The sequence below is a fragment of the Lelliottia sp. JS-SCA-14 genome, assembly GCF_035593345.1.
Classification (GTDB): Bacteria; Pseudomonadota; Gammaproteobacteria; order Enterobacterales; family Enterobacteriaceae; genus Enterobacter; species Enterobacter wanjuensis.
Window position 1 is genome coordinate 3,780,616 of record NZ_CP141606.1, and the last position, 16,052, is coordinate 3,796,667.

The following is a 16,052-nucleotide window of genomic DNA, read 5'->3' on the forward strand; positions in this document are numbered from 1 at the left end:
CGGGGTCACCCCCGCGTTGTTGCTACTTCTTCGGTTCGCAAGCAAGAACAGCTCTGAACTCCATACCACGCTCTCTGACACTCAACTCGCAAAGCGAGTCTCGCACCATCAAGGTGAATCCTAATGCTGTGGCACACAGCACGATGATTGCCACCAGGGCGTATTTGGTCAGCATGTATTGCCTCCATGCAAAGAAGAGGCTAACATCCAAACTGTCTCGGTTTAGACGTCGGCCTCAGGTGGATAGAAATATCTCCTGGGGCTTTCGCCTAACTGGAACCTTGAAAATGCTCAAAGCCAGTTAGCCTCAAGCACCCGCCGCCATAGTACGTATCACACCGTCCCTGCCCAAACCTGTTGTGCTAAATGCAGAATGCGCCTCGCAATAAAAATGCCCCCGCTCATGACAAACGGAGGCATCAGACAGCTTTCAACTCAAAACTTACCCTTCGTGCAGGCCGCACTCACGCTTGAGCCCGAAGAAGCGCGTCTCTTCTTCTGCCATACCCGGCTCCCACTTGCGTGTGGTATGGGTGTCGCCCACCGACAGATAGCCCTGATCCCACAGCGGATGGTATTTCAGCCCGTGCTGTTGCAGATACTGGTACACGGTGCGGTTGTCCCAGTCGATAATCGGCAGGACTTTAAACACCCCGCGCTGAATGCCCAGCACCGGTAAACTGGCCCGACTGCCGGACTGCTCGCGGCGTAAACCAGCAAACCAGGTTTTACCGTTCAGCTCACTCAGCGCCCGATTCATCGGCTCGACTTTGTTGAGCTCATTGTATTTCTCAATACCCTCAACGCCCTGCTCCCACAGCTTACCGTAGCGCGCTTCCTGCCACGCCGCGCTCTGCTCCGCGCGATAGACCTTGAGATTCAGTTTGAGCTTGTCCGTCAGTTCATCGATGAACTGATAGGTTTCCGGGAACAGGTAGCCGGTATCCGTGAGGATCACCGGAATGTCCGGGCGGATCTGATTCACCAGATGCAAACTCACCGCCGCCTGAATGCCAAAGCTCGACGAGAGCACATAATCGCCCGGCAGGTTTTCCAGCGCCCAAGCGACGCGGCCCTGTGCGTCGAGTTTCTCAAGCTGAGCGTTGGTTTCTGCGAGCGCGAGAATGCGTTCGACTTTGGGCAGATTGTTAAGGGCGTTTAGATCGAGTCTGGACATAAGTTCCTCACTGTTTGCGTTGCCTGATGGCGCTTCGCTTATCAGGCCTACAAAAACCGTCTGCGCTAGCGCCACCGGGCAACAGACCGCACTACTCCCAGAAATCCCGCGCCGGATCGAGCACCGGACGGACGATGCCCGCACGCACCGTAAAGTCGCCGAAGCCTTCACCCGCTTCGCGCTCTTTCGCCCAGCGTCCGACCAGTTCGTCGAGGGAGTCGAGAATTTCCGGTTCGGTAATGTTTTCGCGATACATGCGCGGAATGCGTGTCCCGCTGCGGTTGCCGCCAAGATGGACGTTGTAGCGTCCCGGCGCTTTCCCCACCAGCCCCAGCTCCGCCAGCAGCGCACGGCCACAGCCGTTCGGGCAGCCGGTCACGCGCATCACAATGTGTTCGTCGCCGATGCCGTGTTTCTCCAGCACCGCTTCCACTTTATCGGTGAACGACGGCAGGAAACGCTCGGCCTCGGCCATCGCCAGCGGACAGGTCGGGAAGGAGACGCAGGCCATCGAGTTTTCGCGCTGCGGTTTCACCGCATCCATCAGCGTATGATCCCGCGCCAGCTTCTCAATCTTCGCTTTCTGGCTTTCCGGCACCCCGGCGATGATCAGGTTCTGGTTCGCCGTGATGCGGAACTCGCCTTTATGGATCTTAGCAATTTCCAGCAGACCGGTTTTCAGCGGACGGCCTGGATAATCCAGAATACGACCGTTCTCGATAAACAGCGTCAGATGCCATTTATTGTCGATGCCTTTCACCCAGCCGATGCGATCGCCGCGACCGGTGAACTCGTACGGACGGATCGGCGCGAAGGTGATCCCTGCGCGACGCTCCACTTCCGCCTTAAAGGTCTCGACGCCGACGCGCTCAAGGGTGTATTTGGTTTTCGCGTTTTTACGATCCGTACGGTTGCCCCAGTCGCGCTGGGTGGTCACCACCGCCTCGGCCACCGCCAGGGTGTGCTCCAGCGGGATATAGCCAAACTCGCTCGCCGTACGGGCGTAGGTTTTCTTGTTGCCGTGCTCAATCGACAGGCCGCCGCCCACCAGCAGGTTGAAGCCCACCAGCTTGCCGTTCTCGGCAATCGCCACGAAGTTCATGTCGTTGGCGTGGAGATCGATATCGTTCTGCGGCGGGATCACCACGGTGGTTTTGAACTTACGCGGCAGATAGGTCTGACCGAGGATCGGCTCTTCGTCCGTGGTCGCGACCTTCTCCTGATCGAGCCAAATCTCCGCGTAGGCGCGAGTGCGCGGCAGCAGATGTTCAGAGATCTTTTTCGCCCATTCGTAGGCTTCGGCGTGCAGCTCGGACTCGAACGGGTTCGAGGTGCAGAGCACGTTACGGTTCATGTCGTTGGCGGTCGCCAGCGCGTCGAGGCCCACGGAGTGCAACATCTGATGCACCGGTTTGACGTTCTTCTTCAGAATGCCGTGGAACTGGAAGGTCTGACGGTTGGTCAGACGAATGCTGCCGTAAATAGTGTTGTCGTGGGCGAACTTATCAATCGCCTGCCACTGCTTCGTGGTGATGACACCACCCGGCAGACGACAGCGCAGGAGCATCGCATGACGGGGTTCGAGTTTTTGCTCAGCACGCTCGGCGCGGATATCGCGGTCGTCCTGCTGGTACATGCCGTGGAAGCGGATCAGCAGGAAGTTGTCGCCTTTGAAACCGCCGGTCAGACCGTCATTTAAATCTTCGGCAATGGTGCCGCGCAGGTAGTTGCTCTCTACCTTCATGCGCTCGGCGTCCGTCAGTTTGCCTTCGACCACCAGTGGGCCAGGGTGTTTTTCGCTCATTAGTAGACATCTCGCTGATAACGGCGCTCTACGCGCAGCTCACTTAAAAATTCATCCGCCGTTTCGGCATCCATACCACCGAATTCGGCAATCACTTCCAGCAAAGCCTGCTCGACGTCTTTCGCCATGCGATTCGCGTCGCCACAGACATAAAGATGGGCACCGTCATTGATCCATGCCCACAGCTCTGCGCCCTGTTCGCGCAGTTTGTCTTGTACGTATATTTTTTGTTTCTGGTCGCGAGACCAGGCCAGATCGATGCGGTTCAGCACGCCCTCTTTGACGTAGCGTTGCCACTCCACCTGATAAAGGAAATCTTCCGTAAAGTGCGGGTTGCCGAAGAACAGCCAGTTTTTGCCCGGCGCTTCATCCGCCGCGCGCTGCTGCAGGAAGGCGCGGAACGGGGCGATGCCGGTGCCAGGACCAATCATGATCACCGGCGTTTCCGGGTTAGCCGGCAGACGGAAGTTGTCGTTGTGCTCGATGAACACCCGCACTTCGCCCTCTTCTTCGACGCGATCGGCGAGGAAGCTCGATGCCCCACCGGCGCGCGCACGGCCTTCAATATCAAAGCGTACCGCGCCGACGGTGATATGCACTTCGCTCTCCACTTCCGCCTGCGATGAGGCGATGGAGTAGAGGCGCGGCGTCAGCGGACGCAGCAGGCCGATGAGTGCCTCCGCATCCAGCTGAGCTGGCGCAAAACGCACCATGTCAACAATCGGGGTGGTCGCCGCGTAATGCTGGAGTTTGGCTTTGTCGCCCACCAGCGGCAGCAGGGATTCGCTGCGCGTCAGAGTGGCGTAATTCTCAACGATGTTCGCCGTGTTGACCGTCAGCTCGAAATGCCACTGGAGCGCTTCGGAGAGCGGCAGGGTTTTGCCGTCATGGGTGACGGTTTCGGTGCCTTTCAGCCACAGCAGCTCTACCAGCTCTTTCACCAGCTTTGGATCGTTCTGATACCAGACGCCGAGCGCATCGCCCGGCTGATAGCGTAAACCGGAATCCCCGAGATCGATTTCGATATGGCGAACGTCTTTTTCCGAGTTGCGACCGGTGATTTTCTGATTCACCGACAGGCTCGCCGTCAGCGGCGCTTCTTTAGTGTACGGGCTGGTCAGCACTTCGTTGACCACGCCCGAGGCGGTCACCGCGGCCTGCGCGGCGGACTCCGTCGGGACGCGCGCTTTCAGCACCTCAACGATGCGTGCGCGCCACTCAGCGGCGGCGGGCTGATATTCCACGTCAGCGTCGACGCGGTCCAGCAGGCGCTCTGCGCCCAGCTCCGCCAGTTTGCTGTCGAAGTCTTTGCCGGACTGGCAGAAGAATTCATAAGAAGTATCGCCGAGGCCAAAGACCGCAAACGCGGTGCCGTCGAGTTTTGGCGCTTTTTTCGAGAACAGGAATTTATGTAGCGCAACCGCTTCTTCCGCCGGTTCGCCCTCGCCCTGCGTGGAGGCCACCACGACCACCAGTTTTTCTGACGCGATTTGTTTGAATTTATAATCCCCGGCGTTGACCAGGTTCACGTTCAGTTTGGCGGCCAGCAGGTCGTCGCGCAGCGCTTCTGCCACGCGGCGGGCGTTGCCCGTTTGCGACGCGGAGATCAGCGTAATCGCCGGAATTTCCACCGCGGCAGGTGCAGTCGTCGCCACAGCCCCAGGCTGTTGATTGAGCATTCCCCAGAAATAACCGGAGACCCAGGCGAGCTGGGTGGGTGAAAAATCAGTGGTGGCCGCCTGAAGGCGCGCCAGTTGCTCCGGGTTCAGGGGAAGCAAATTCGAAGGTGGGGCCTGTGTTGTCATGCGTTGTTATGTTCCAGTAGCAAAGCGGAATTTATGCAAAAAGACCAAACTAGAGATAAGGTTAACGGCGGGGATAATAACAATTAAAGAAGGGATGGAAATAATAAATAACCAAAAGAACTAACCGCTTTTAGTCATGGTTCTTAACATTAAAACCGATAAAGCAAACTGTTGAATTAGCTGCTTTTTATAGTCACAAAGGATGAGAAAAGCTCGCATCCGGGACAAGGGCCGTTTTAGTTAATGCGAAAAAAGGGTCTTTCCGGTACTATGCGGCGGTTTTTTCCGCATTCGCATTACTGAGAGCACATCATGTCCACCACACTGTTTAAAGATTTCATCTTCGAAGCCGCCCACCACCTGCCGCATGTTCCAGAAGGACACAAATGCGGCCGTCTGCACGGACACTCGTTCATGGTGCGTCTTGAAATTACCGGTGAAGTCGATCCGCACACGGGCTGGATCATGGACTTCTCCGAGCTGAAAGCCGCTTTCAAGCCGACCTACGACCGACTCGATCACTATTATCTGAACGATATTCCCGGCCTTGAAAATCCGACCAGCGAAGTGCTGGCGAAATGGATCTGGGAACAGATGAAACCTCTGGTCCCGCTGCTGAGCAGCGTGATGATCAAAGAGACCTGCACGGCCGGCTGCGTTTATCGCGGCGAGTGATTTTTGCCTTTGAGGCAGCGGTCAAACTCCCTTTAATTTCGCTATGTTAGGGTTGTGCGTTCTCAGGAAAAGGAGCGCAAGGTGGCGGACGATTTTGACCTTATTATCATTGGCGCAGGGATTGCCGGTTCGACCTGCGCTCTGCTCAGTGCCCGCGCCGGATTGTCCGTTCTGCTCATCGAGCGCGGCGAACAGCCCGGCAGCAAAAACCTCTCTGGCGGCAGGCTTTACGGTTACGCCCTCGCCGATATTCTCCCCGATTTTCACACTCATGCGCCCTTAGAGCGGCGTATTACCCGCGAGCATTTCTCTCTGTTAACCGCTGACGGGGCGACGACCCTGTGCGCGCAAAACCCGGCGAGCCCGTCGTGGAGCCTGCTCCGCGCCCGGTTCGATCCCTGGCTGGCCGCGCAGGCGGAAGCCGCGGGCGCTCTATTGCTGTGTGGCGTGACTGTCGATGCGTTGCACCGCGAACAGGGCCGCATTACGGGCGTGATGTGCGAGGGTGAGTTGTTAAGAGCGCGCGTCGTGGTGCTGGCCGAAGGGGCAAACACCCTGCTCGCCGAGCAGCAGAATCTGGTCTCTCGCCCGTCGATGGAGCAGATGGCGCTGGGCATCAAAGAGACGCTCGCCCTTGACCCCGCGCGCATTCAGGAACGTTTCCATCTGGAAGAGAACGACGGCGCGGCCTGGCTGTTCAGCGGGCAAATCTGCGGCACTAAACCCGCCGGGGCTTTCCTTTACACCAATCAGCACTCTCTTTCGCTGGGGATTGTCGCCCCGCTGGCGTCCATGCGAAACGGACCGGGTTCCGCCTCCTCTCTGCTGGCAAAACTGAAACATCACCCGACGCTGCGCCCGTTAATTCGCGACGCCGAAACCCTGGAATATGCTGCCCATCTGGTGCCGGAAGGCGGCCTGAGTTCGGTGCCCCTGCAGCGCGCCGGTGAGGGCTGGCTGCTGATTGGCGATGCCCTGCGCACCTGCATCAATACCGGCGTGACGGTCCGGGGGATGGACACCGCGATGCTAAGCGCCCAGGCCGCCGCGCAGGCGCTTATCACCCATTTCCGCGCGCCTGAAAAACCGCTGCAAACGCTGTTTGACCGCGAACTGGAACGCAGCGCGCTCTGGCATCAGCTCCAGCGCTATCGCGATGTTCCCGCCCTGCTGCAGCGGGAGAGTTTTTATCACCAGTGGCCGGAATTCAGCCGCGCCGTGATGCGCGATTTAACGCGAGCAGGAACCGACGCTAATCCGCCCCTGTGGCGCATCCTGCTGCGTCATACGCGGCGCTTCGGCGTTGCACGGATGGGCGCTGATATTCTGAGGAGTCTGCGATGTCTGTAAACGAAAGTCTGGCGCACAATTGCTACCATCCCGCCGGAGAACCCCACATTCAGCTGCGGGAAAACCTCAGCGACGAACAGATTTTACTCCTGCAAAAGATCTGCCCTGCAGGGTTGTTTACGCCCGATTCTGCTGGCAGGGTAAATGTGCATTTTCAGGGCTGCCTTGAGTGCGGCTGCTGCCGACTTCTGGCGGGCAGCGACGCGCTGGCCGGGTGGCAGTATCCCCCTTCCGGCGCGGGGTTGACCCTGCGTTTTGGCTAAAAATAATAAGGATCAACGCGTGCCAATTCTTCACCTGCTCAGACAAAACCCCGTTATCGCGGCGGTTAAAGACAACGCCAGCCTGCAGCTGGCTATCGACTCAGACTGCCAGTTTATTTCCGTGCTCTACGGCAATATCTGCACCATCACCGGGATCGTGCAAAAGATCAAACAGGCCGGGAAAATGGCCTTTATCCATGTCGATTTACTGGAAGGGGCGTCGAATAAAGAGATTGTGATTCAGTTTCTCAAGCTGGTGACCCAGGCCGACGGGATCATCAGCACCAAGCCGAACATGCTGAAAGCCGCCCGCGCCGAGGGCTTTTTCTGCATTCACCGCCTGTTTATCGTCGATTCAATTTCGTTTCATAACATCGATAAGCAGGTGGCGCAGTCCAACGCCGACTGCATCGAAATCCTGCCCGGCTGTATGCCGAAGGTGTTGAACTGGGTCACGGAGAAAGTGCGCCAGCCGCTGATTGCGGGCGGACTGGTGTGCGATGAAGAGGACGCCCGCAATGCGATCGCCGCTGGCGTGCTGGCGCTCTCCACCACCAATACCGACGTGTGGAAGCTGGCAAAAGATCTGAATTAATCCCGGCACGCCACCAGCGCCTGAAGCACTTCCTGCGCATCCCCCACCACACCCACGTCCGCCGCGGCAAACACGGCGGCGTCTCGATCCTGATTGATCGCCACAATAAACCGGCTTTGCGAGACGCCTGCCATAAACGCCGACGCGCCGGACGCGCCCGCGATCAGACACACCTCGGGTGCGACGCTTTGTCCGGAGATCCCGAGCATTCGCTGTTCATCGCAGCCTCCCGCCATCACTCTTTGCCGGGTGAAAGCGGGTTCAGAGTGGAGTGCGGCGGCGAGTTGATCAAAAATCTCACCCGTCGCTCCCTGCCCCGTCGCCAGCACAACGCGCGCTGACTGCAACGGATGCGCGAATTTGGTGAGGATCTCAGGCTCCGGTAATCCGCCAGAAATCTCAATCGGCACTATCTCTGTGGTGGGAATATCCGTCGGGAACACAGCATTAAGGCGAGGAAGATTCGCCGCCAGCGACAGGCAAATCGGGAGACGTTCAGGCCGCAGCGTGGCCGTCAGGGCGCTGCCGTAAACGGCTTTAGTGACGGTGTGCGTCTCGTTGTTCCAGCTCTGGACCTGGCAAATCGCGCTTCCGCGCAGGCGCCAGGCCAGGCGGGTGGCCAGTTCGTCGCCTGCCGCTGCGGAGGGAAACAGCACCATCTCCGGCGAATCGGTGATAAACGCCGCTTCCAGCGCGGGCAGAAGCGCCTCTGTGTTTCCTCCGTTTATGCACCAGCAACACTGCGGGTGAAGTTGATGAGCGGCCAGAAAATCCGCCATCGGGCCTTCGTCTTCGGGTTTGAGTATCACCATCGCGATGTTCATGGCTGCATCCTCTGCGCCAGGTAGTCATTCCACAGACGCTGCGCGGCCTGCGGGGCGGGTTCGTCGATGATGATCCCGCTGCGGCGAGAGAGGTGGCGCGCGAGACTGAGGCAGGAGACCTTTGCTGCCGCCGCCTCGCATGGCCGCTGTTCGATCTGCGCTTTCGCCGCTGCCAGCCGCGCCCGCATGCCCGGCACCCGCAGCGCCATCTGCCCGCGATTCTGCACCCTCAGTACCGCTGGCTGATGCACCGACCACCGGCTGCGCTGGTGCAAATCCTCACACTCGACGATAAAACCCTCGCCGTCCACGTTCAATCCGCATACGGAAGACAAACAGGGCCAGCCGAGCATCTCCGCCAGCAGCCAGCCGGTTTGTCCGTTCTGACCTTCGCTGCTTTGCGTGCCCAGCAGCACCAGACCCGCGTTCTGTTCCCGAACCTGTTCCGCCAGCTGCTGCGCCACAAACGCGGGGGAAAAGCGGAGCTCCTCCTCGCAGGTCAGCAACGTCCGGCGGGAAAACCCCAGCGCCGCCAGATGGCGCAGCATCGGCAGCGCGCGGTCGTCGCCAATCGTCACTGCGCTGAGTTCCAGTGCAGGATTAACGTCGCGCGCCAGCAGCATCAGCTCCGCCGCGCCCTGCTCGTCATTGCCCATGAGCGAGCGCATCAGCGTGCGATCCGGGCCCGTTCCACTGCGGGCCGCCGCCTGCCAGTCGGCCTCTGACAGCATCGACAGATCCGGCTCGGCCTTAAATGCCAACAGAATGTTCATTCACCTTTCCCAGCGGCTTTGGCGGCAGCTCGGCCGCCTCCACCAGCGATAGATTTTTGGTTTCCGGCGCCCACAGGAGCGACACCAGCAGCCCGACCAGCAGGACCGCGACCAGCATCAGCAGCGTGTTGCGCATTCCCCAGGAGAGCAGCGCCATCGGCAGCAGCCCGGTGGCGATCGCCGCGCCGAGTCGGCTCATGGCGGTGGCGAAACCCACGCCCAGGGAGCGAATGTCGGTCGGGAAACTCTCAGCGGGCAGAATTCCGACCAGGTTGCTCGCCGCCGAAATCGCGGTGCTGAACAGCACGAACAGCAGCAGGATCAGAGTGCTGTTGCTGGCGGGTGTGAAGGCCAGCGCCGTGAGCGTCAGCGCCAGCAGCAGAAAGCTGCTGATGAGAAACTGGCGTCGGGAGAGCGACCAGGTGAGCACCAGCCCGAGCAGCGCGCCGACAATCAGCAGGCTGTTGAGGATCAGGCTCGCGGTCAGGGCATCTTCCAGACCAATCGTCCCGGCGATGGTCGGCAGCCAGGTGTAAATCACAAACCACGGCACCACCAGACAGATAAAGAACAGGCTGTTAAACGCCGTGCGCCGCCAGTAGCGGGCGGAAAACAGCGTGCGGATATGGCGGGTGGTGACGCTGGCAATTTCATCGCCGGGCAGCACATTCGCCCCCAGAAAGCGCCGCACCACCGCGTGCGCTTCGCCGATCCGCCCCTGGCGCATCAGCCAGCGGGGCGATTCCGGCGTGCCCATCCGCAACAGGGTGATCGCCAGCGCCGGGAAGGCGGCGGAGGCCAGCAGCCAGCGCCAGGTTTCGGGTTCACTGTTGATCCACAGATGCCCCGCCACGCTCGCCAGCACGTAGCCGATGGTCCAGACCACGCTGAACGCGCCGAGCAGCATGCCGCGATAGCGTTTGGGGGAGAATTCCGCCAGCAGCGTGTGGCCCACGGAGTAGTCGCCGCCGAGGCCAAAACCGATTAAGACACGCAGAAAAATCAGCTGTTCCGGCGAGGTGACAAAAAACTGCAGAAAGGAGGCCAGGGTGATCAGCAGAAAGCTGAAGGTGAAGATGCGCTGGCGGCCAATGTGATCGGAGATCCAGCCCAGAATCAGGCTGCCGAGAAACAGACCAAACAGCGCCGAGCCGCCGACCATCCCCTCCTGCATCGCCGTCAGGTTCATCTGTGACTGGAGCGGAATAATCGCGTAGCCGATGACGCCGAGCACGTAGCCGTCGGTCAGATGGGCACCAAAAGTGAGACCGGCAATACGCCAGTGAAAGCGGGTTAGCGGCAGATCGTCCATTCGTACGGGTGACGCGCTCATGGCTCCCCCTTCAGGAAAAAGGACGGCTTCCCCGAGGAGAAGCCGTAGCAGTGATTATTTTTCAATCGGATAGATGGTTCCGGTATTCATAATGCCATTCGGATCGAACTGTTTTTTCAGCCCTTCCAGCAGCGCCCAGGCGGTGCCGTGCTCCGCTTTCGCCCAGTGCACGCGGTGCTTACCGATACCGTGGTGGTGCACCATCGAACCGCCGAGGGCGATCGTCTCTTCGCAGATGATTTTGTTCAGCGGGTTGTGGTACTTGTCGATCTCCTCTTCCGGCTTACAGTCCACCACGTTGTAGTCGTAGACGAAGTACATGTTGGTGCCATTGATGTAGCTGTGGGAGGAGTGGCCGCCGAGCATGGTGATGTCGTCCGCGTGCGGGAATTCAGTGCGGATACGGTGGATCACGCGCTCGTAAATCTGGTTGATGCAGCTCCAGTCACCGGACACTTCGGTGGTGAAGCCCATGTTGCCGGTTTTGAGGATCTGCACGCGCTCGGCAGCCACTTTTTCCGGGCCCCAGTTGAGGTTGTTGAACCAGTTTTCGATCAGCTTGCTGTCCACGCGGGTGCACTGCGGGTAGCGCGCCACAATCTCGGCGATCCCTTCCCCGGTGGCGCGCGCCATGCGCGGATTGCCTTCGGCCATAAAGATCATCACGCATTTGCCTTCAGCAAAATGGGTGAAGTGCTGCGTTCCGTCTTCGGCGTCGTACAGGCGGGCAATCGACGGACGATAGCCTTCGACCATCACTTCGCGCAGGATCTCAAAGCCGGTTTTCATCTCGTCGAGAATGTAGCCATAGTAGAGATTGTTTTCCGGGGTGAATTTGAAAATTTTCACTGTCACTTCAGTGATGTAGCACAGCGCCCCTTCGTTGCCGATGATGATATGACGGATGTCAGGCCCGGCGGCACGACGCGGCACGTTCTTGATGCGGGTAATGGTGCCGTTCGGCAGCACCGCTTCCAGCCCGACCACCATATCTTCGATCGCGCCATAAAGAGTGGAAAACTGGCCGATACTGCGCGTCGCCACGAGCCCGCCCATCTGCGCCAGCGGTTTGGACTGCGGGGAATGGCCGGTGGTGTAGCCTTTGGCGCGCAGCGCGTTTTCCAGCACTTCCAGCGGGACGCCGCACTGGGCGGTGGCCTGCATGTTTTCGATATCAATATCGATAATTTTGTTCATCCCGGAGCCGTCGAGCACCAGCGAGTTTTTCACCACCGTTTCCAGCCCGCCTTCCGTTGCGGAAGCTCCCGTACGCGGTACGCCGTTGATTTTGTGCTGATTCATAAATGCCAGCACGTCGGAAACCTGCTGCGTCGAGCCAAGTTTCACCACCGCCGCGGGCAGAGGCAGGGTAAACACGCCGTGAATATCGGCATATTTTCGAAAGCGGTCGACGCTGTTTTTCTTCAGTACGTTTTCATCGGTCACCACGCGCTCGGGACCGACAATTTCTTTTACCTGTTCAACAATTGCTTCGCGGGATAAAGACATAATAATTCCTTTCTGATTTAACGGTAATAAACAGAAACCACCGGATTAAGCGGAAAATGATTAACGGACTAAATAGCCGCCATCGACAACTAATAAATGACCATTGACATAATCAGACGCACGACTGGAGAGATAAACCATCGCCCCCATTAAATCCTGAGTATCGCCCCAGCGATTCGCCGGAATATGATCCAGTACGCGCTGATTGGTTTCAGGATTACTGCGGGTAGCGGTGGTAATTTCCGTGGCGTAATATCCCGGCGCAATGCCGTTGACCTGAATATTATATTGCCCGAGTTCGTCACAATAGGCTTTGGTGAATCCAGCGAGGGCATGTTTTGTCGCCGAATAGGCCGGGGACCACTGGCCGCCTAAATAAGAGAACAGCGAACAAATATTAATGATTTTTCCGCTCTGCTGCGGGATCATAATTTTCGCCGCTTCATGGCTTAATTCAAATGCCGCCGTCAGGTTGACGTCGATCATCGGGTCCCAGTCAGCACGACCAAAATCCAGCACTTTATTCAGCTTACAGATCCCGGCGTTGTTAACCAGAATATCGACGGTGCCAAAACGCTCGCAGCAGGCGGCGATAATCTTGCGCGGCGCGCCGTCGCCGGTGATGTCCACCTGCATAAATTCGACTTCCACGCCCTGCTGCTCAATCAGCTCGCGGGTTTCGCCGTTGTCTTTGATAAAGCTCGGGATAAACAGGTTGGCTCCCGCTTTTGCCAGCGCCATGGCGAACGCCTGGCCCAGGCCGCTGTTGCCCCCGGTGACGATCGCCGTTTTTCCCTTCAGGGAGAAGAAATCCATAGAAAATGCGTTAAGCGACTCGATAGACATAATGTGGCTCCACAATCCTTTAGGCAAAAAAAAAGAAAGGCAACTTCCCCCGGTAAGAGGGAAGTCACCTTTCTCATGTTCTCTGGTAACTGTGGATAATTTGTAGCATAGCCAGGTAGAGTCTAATGTGATGGAAATCACAGAGCCGTGTTTCAGCCCCATGAAATAACAAATGGTCAGAAGCGTGATTATTCTCACACTCAAACACCGTCACGCATGTTATTTGTAGTGTAATTACTAGAGACCAAGAGAAAAGTAATCCTCCTGAAAAGGCGGTTTACTTTTCTCTTTTTTTTGTTTGTTTTTTACCCTATTAACCTGCACCACTAACGTGAGAGATCCCTATGCAACATTCACCCTGGCGTCGCTGGATTACCCTCGCCATTATTAGTTTTAGCGGTGGCGTGAGTTTTGATCTCGCCTATTTGCGCTATATCTATCAAATCCCGATGGCAAAATTTATGGGATTTAGCAATACCGAAATAGGGTTAATCATGAGTACTTTCGGAATAACCGCAATTATTCTCTACGCGCCGAGTGGGGTTATTGCCGATAAATTTTCGCACCGCAAGATGATTACCTCCGCGATGATCATTACCGGCCTGCTAGGATTTATCATGGCCACCTATCCCCCGCTGTGGGTGATGCTGCTGATTCAGGTGGCGTTCGCCATCACCACTATTTTGATGCTTTGGTCGGTATCCATCAAAGCCGCGTCAATGCTCGGCGACAGCAGCGAGCAGGGTAAGATCATGGGCTGGATGGAAGGGCTGCGTGGCGTGGGGGTAATGTCGCTGGCGGTGTTTACCATGTGGGCCTTTTCGCGCTTTGCGCCGGACGACGCTAACAGCCTGAAAACGGTGATCATGATCTACAGCGTGGTCTACATTCTGCTCGGGATCTTGTGCTGGTTCTTTGTCGCCGACGGGACGAGCCAGAACGCGCCCGGCGCGGTGGCAGACAAGAAAACCTTTCAGCTCAGCGACATTCTTTCGGTTCTGCGCATCAGCACCACCTGGTACTGCAGCCTGATTATTTTCGGGGTGTACACGATCTACGCCATCCTCAGCTACTCCACCAACTATCTGACGGAAATGTACGGTATGTCGCTGGTGGCGGCGAGCTACATGGGGATCGTGATCAATAAAATCTTCCGCGCCTTCTGCGGCCCGCTCGGCGGGATCATCACCACCTACAGCCGGGTGAAATCCCCGACGCGGGTGATTCAGATCTTGTCTGTGGTCAGTGCGCTGACGCTGGCGGCGCTGCTCGCCACCAACAGCCAACCGCAGTCCGTCGCCATCGGGATTGGCCTGATTCTGCTGCTGGCCTTTACCTGCTACGCCTCTCGTGGGCTCTATTTTGCCTGCCCCGGCGAGGCGCGTACGCCGACCTTTATCATGGGCACCACCGTCGGGATCTGCTCGGTGATCGGCTTTCTGCCGGATGTCTTTGTTTACCCTATCGTCGGCCACTGGCAGGATACGCTGCCTGCCGCCGAAGCCTATCGCAATATGTGGATGATGGGACTGTGCGCCGTGTGCATGGTGATCGTCTTTACGTTACTGCTGTTTCGGAAAATCAAAGGAGAAGAGCAATGTCGAAGCATTACATCATTGGAATAGATGGCGGGAGTCAGAGTACCAAAGTGGTGATGTACGACCTCAAGGGAAACGTGGTGTGCGAAGGCAAGGGGCTGTTGCAGCCGATGCACACGCCCGATGCCGACACGGTGGAACATCCCGACGACGATCTCTGGACTTCCCTGTGCGCTGCGGGAAAAGATCTGATGCGCCAGTTCGGCGGCATGCCGGAGGAGATTGTCGGGATTGGTCTCGGGTCGATCCGCTGCTGTCGCGCCCTGCTCAAAGCCGACGGCACGCCCGCTGCGCCGCTCATCAGCTGGCAGGACGCGCGCGTGACGCGTCCGTATGAACATACGCAGAAAGACGTGGCTTACGTCACCTCATTTTCGGGTTATCTCTCGCACCGTCTGACGGGCGAGCGCAAAGACAACATCGCCAACTACTTTGGTCAGTGGCCGGTGGATTACAAAACCTGGGACTGGAGCGAGGACGAGGCGGTCTTTACGAAATTCAACATCCCACGCGAGATGCTGTTTGACGTGCAGATGCCCGGCACGGTGCTGGGCCATATCACCCCGGAGGCCGCAAAAGCGACAGGTTTCCCGCAGGGTCTGCCGGTGGTGTGCAGCACCAGCGACAAAGCGGTCGAAGCGCTGGGTGCCGGTCTGCTCGACGATGAAACGGCGGTGATTTCGCTTGGCACCTATATCGCGCTGATGATGAACGGCACCACGCTGCCAAAAGATCCGCAGGCCTACTGGCCGATTATGTCGTCGATTCCTGAAACTCTGCTGTACGAGGGCTACGGCATTCGCAAAGGGATGTGGACGGTGAGCTGGCTGCGCGACATGCTCGGTGAATCTCTGATTCAGGATGCCAAATCCCAGGGCGTCTCACCGGAAGATTATCTCAATCAGAAAGCCAGCCACGTGCCGCCGGGCTGCGACGGCCTGATGACCGTCCTCGACTGGCTGACCAACCCGTGGGAACCGTATAAGCGTGGAATTATGATTGGCTTTAACGCCACCATGGATTACGCGTGGATTTATCGCTCGATTCTGGAGAGCATCGCCCTGACGCTGAAAAACAATTACGACAACATGTGCGCTGAAAGGCAGCACGTGGCGAAGCGGCTGATCATCACCGGCGGCGGCTCGAACAGCGATCTGTTTATGCAGATTTTCGCCGACGTGTTTAACCTGCCGACGCAGCGCAATGCGATCAACGGCTGCGCCAGCTTAGGTTCGGCCATTAATACGGCGGTCGGGTTGGGTGTGTATCCGTCTTATCAGCAGGCGGTGGAGAAGATGGTGCGGGTGAAAGATGTGTTTACGCCGGTCGCGGCCCACGCGGCGCGCTATGAGGCGATGAACAAAGGGATCTTCAAAGAGCTCACCCAGCACACCGACCCGATTTTGAAAAAATCGTACGCGGTTTTCCATGGGGATTTGAGCGAGGTGGAGGCGATTCAGAGCTGGTCGAACGCGTGAGCTGTGTTGCCGGGTGGCGCTA

General features: G+C 57.9%; 14 protein-coding genes and 1 pseudogene. 6 read left to right on the top strand and 9 right to left on the bottom strand.

Translation table 11 applies throughout. The features are described from left to right. Positions 1–22: 22 nt before the first annotated feature. The 4 genes from U9O48_RS17610 to cysJ all read right to left on the bottom strand — a co-directional run bounded on the left by U9O48_RS17610 (position 23) and on the right by cysJ (position 4,786). Positions 23–175: a Hok/Gef family protein gene (locus U9O48_RS17610; RefSeq protein WP_285144832.1), complete on the bottom strand. Its 153-nt coding sequence runs from the start codon at positions 173–175 to the stop codon at positions 23–25. Positions 176–442: 267 nt separating this feature from the next. Further along, positions 443–1,177 (bottom strand): phosphoadenosine phosphosulfate reductase, encoded by a 735-nt coding sequence (gene cysH / locus U9O48_RS17615; protein ID WP_324722878.1) that lies wholly within the window; start codon positions 1,175–1,177, stop codon positions 443–445. Between the two features lie 91 nt (positions 1,178–1,268). Further along, entirely contained in the window at positions 1,269–2,981 is a 1,713-nt protein-coding gene (cysI, locus tag U9O48_RS17620; RefSeq protein WP_282492807.1) for an assimilatory sulfite reductase (NADPH) hemoprotein subunit, read from the bottom strand. Further along, positions 2,981–4,786: an NADPH-dependent assimilatory sulfite reductase flavoprotein subunit gene (gene cysJ / locus U9O48_RS17625; RefSeq protein ID WP_324722879.1), complete on the bottom strand. Its 1,806-nt coding sequence runs from the start codon at positions 4,784–4,786 to the stop codon at positions 2,981–2,983. Before cysJ ends, cysI begins: the two co-directional genes overlap by 1 nt. Before the next feature lie 309 nt (positions 4,787–5,095). Between cysJ and queD the strand changes: the two genes are divergently transcribed. From queD to U9O48_RS17645, 4 genes are all read left to right on the top strand, one after another. Continuing rightward, complete coding sequence (queD, locus tag U9O48_RS17630) at positions 5,096–5,461, top strand: 6-carboxytetrahydropterin synthase QueD (RefSeq protein WP_324724413.1); 366 nt, start codon at positions 5,096–5,098, stop codon at positions 5,459–5,461. Positions 5,462–5,542: 81 nt separating this feature from the next. Continuing rightward, positions 5,543–6,811, top strand: coding sequence for an FAD-dependent oxidoreductase (locus U9O48_RS17635; RefSeq protein WP_324722880.1), 1,269 nt, complete (start codon positions 5,543–5,545; stop codon positions 6,809–6,811). Then, positions 6,802–7,074 carry a ferredoxin family protein gene (locus U9O48_RS17640; RefSeq protein ID WP_324722881.1) on the top strand — a complete coding sequence of 91 codons (273 nt, stop codon included), beginning with the start codon at positions 6,802–6,804 and terminating at the stop codon, positions 7,072–7,074. Before U9O48_RS17635 ends, U9O48_RS17640 begins: the two co-directional genes overlap by 10 nt. Positions 7,075–7,093: 19 nt before the next feature. After that, positions 7,094–7,669, top strand: coding sequence for a glycerol-3-phosphate responsive antiterminator (locus U9O48_RS17645; RefSeq protein ID WP_324722882.1), 576 nt, complete (start codon positions 7,094–7,096; stop codon positions 7,667–7,669). Here U9O48_RS17645 and U9O48_RS17650 read toward each other — a convergent pair. From U9O48_RS17650 to U9O48_RS17670, 5 genes and pseudogenes are all read right to left on the bottom strand, one after another. Further along, positions 7,666–8,493 (bottom strand): FAD-binding protein, encoded by an 828-nt coding sequence (locus tag U9O48_RS17650; RefSeq protein WP_324722883.1) that lies wholly within the window; start codon positions 8,491–8,493, stop codon positions 7,666–7,668. The two genes, U9O48_RS17645 and U9O48_RS17650, sit on opposite strands and share 4 nt — an antisense overlap. After that, positions 8,490–9,266, bottom strand: a complete 777-nt coding sequence (locus U9O48_RS17655; RefSeq protein WP_324722884.1) for an electron transfer flavoprotein subunit beta/FixA family protein — start codon at positions 9,264–9,266, stop codon at positions 8,490–8,492. Before U9O48_RS17655 ends, U9O48_RS17650 begins: the two co-directional genes overlap by 4 nt. Next, positions 9,244–10,664: pseudogene (locus U9O48_RS17660) on the bottom strand (MFS transporter). Before U9O48_RS17660 ends, U9O48_RS17655 begins: the two are co-directional and overlap by 23 nt. Beyond that, positions 10,654–12,108: an FAD-binding oxidoreductase gene (locus tag U9O48_RS17665; protein ID WP_282492799.1), complete on the bottom strand. Its 1,455-nt coding sequence runs from the start codon at positions 12,106–12,108 to the stop codon at positions 10,654–10,656. The pseudogene U9O48_RS17660 and the gene U9O48_RS17665 overlap by 11 nt, the downstream one beginning before the upstream one ends. A 60-nt stretch (positions 12,109–12,168) precedes the next feature. After that, positions 12,169–12,954, bottom strand: coding sequence for an SDR family oxidoreductase (locus tag U9O48_RS17670; RefSeq protein WP_285150865.1), 786 nt, complete (start codon positions 12,952–12,954; stop codon positions 12,169–12,171). A gap of 344 nt (positions 12,955–13,298) precedes the next feature. On the opposite strand from U9O48_RS17670, the gene U9O48_RS17675 reads away from it, so the two are divergent. Both U9O48_RS17675 and U9O48_RS17680 read left to right on the top strand, forming a co-directional pair. Next, positions 13,299–14,579, top strand: coding sequence for an MFS transporter (locus tag U9O48_RS17675; RefSeq protein WP_324722885.1), 1,281 nt, complete (start codon positions 13,299–13,301; stop codon positions 14,577–14,579). Next, complete coding sequence (locus tag U9O48_RS17680) at positions 14,552–16,030, top strand: FGGY-family carbohydrate kinase (protein WP_324722886.1); 1,479 nt, start codon at positions 14,552–14,554, stop codon at positions 16,028–16,030. The genes U9O48_RS17675 and U9O48_RS17680 overlap by 28 nt, the downstream gene beginning before the upstream one ends. Positions 16,031–16,052: the final 22 nt, after the last annotated feature.

Coding starts and splice junctions, on each gene's coding strand:
- U9O48_RS17610 (WP_285144832.1), bottom strand. CDS start 175: ATGCTGACCAAATACGCCCTGGTGGCAATCATCGTGCTGTGTGCCACA.
- cysH (WP_324722878.1), bottom strand. CDS start 1,177: ATGTCCAGACTCGATCTAAACGCCCTTAACAATCTGCCCAAAGTCGAA.
- cysI (WP_282492807.1), bottom strand. CDS start 2,981: ATGAGCGAAAAACACCCTGGCCCACTGGTGGTCGAAGGCAAACTGACG.
- cysJ (WP_324722879.1), bottom strand. CDS start 4,786: ATGACAACACAGGCCCCACCTTCGAATTTGCTTCCCCTGAACCCGGAG.
- U9O48_RS17640 (WP_324722881.1), top strand. CDS start 6,802: ATGTCTGTAAACGAAAGTCTGGCGCACAATTGCTACCATCCCGCCGGA.
- U9O48_RS17650 (WP_324722883.1), bottom strand. CDS start 8,493: ATGAACATCGCGATGGTGATACTCAAACCCGAAGACGAAGGCCCGATG.
- U9O48_RS17655 (WP_324722884.1), bottom strand. CDS start 9,266: ATGAACATTCTGTTGGCATTTAAGGCCGAGCCGGATCTGTCGATGCTG.
- U9O48_RS17665 (WP_282492799.1), bottom strand. CDS start 12,108: ATGTCTTTATCCCGCGAAGCAATTGTTGAACAGGTAAAAGAAATTGTC.
- U9O48_RS17670 (WP_285150865.1), bottom strand. CDS start 12,954: ATGTCTATCGAGTCGCTTAACGCATTTTCTATGGATTTCTTCTCCCTG.
- U9O48_RS17675 (WP_324722885.1), top strand. CDS start 13,299: ATGCAACATTCACCCTGGCGTCGCTGGATTACCCTCGCCATTATTAGT.
- U9O48_RS17680 (WP_324722886.1), top strand. CDS start 14,552: ATGTCGAAGCATTACATCATTGGAATAGATGGCGGGAGTCAGAGTACC.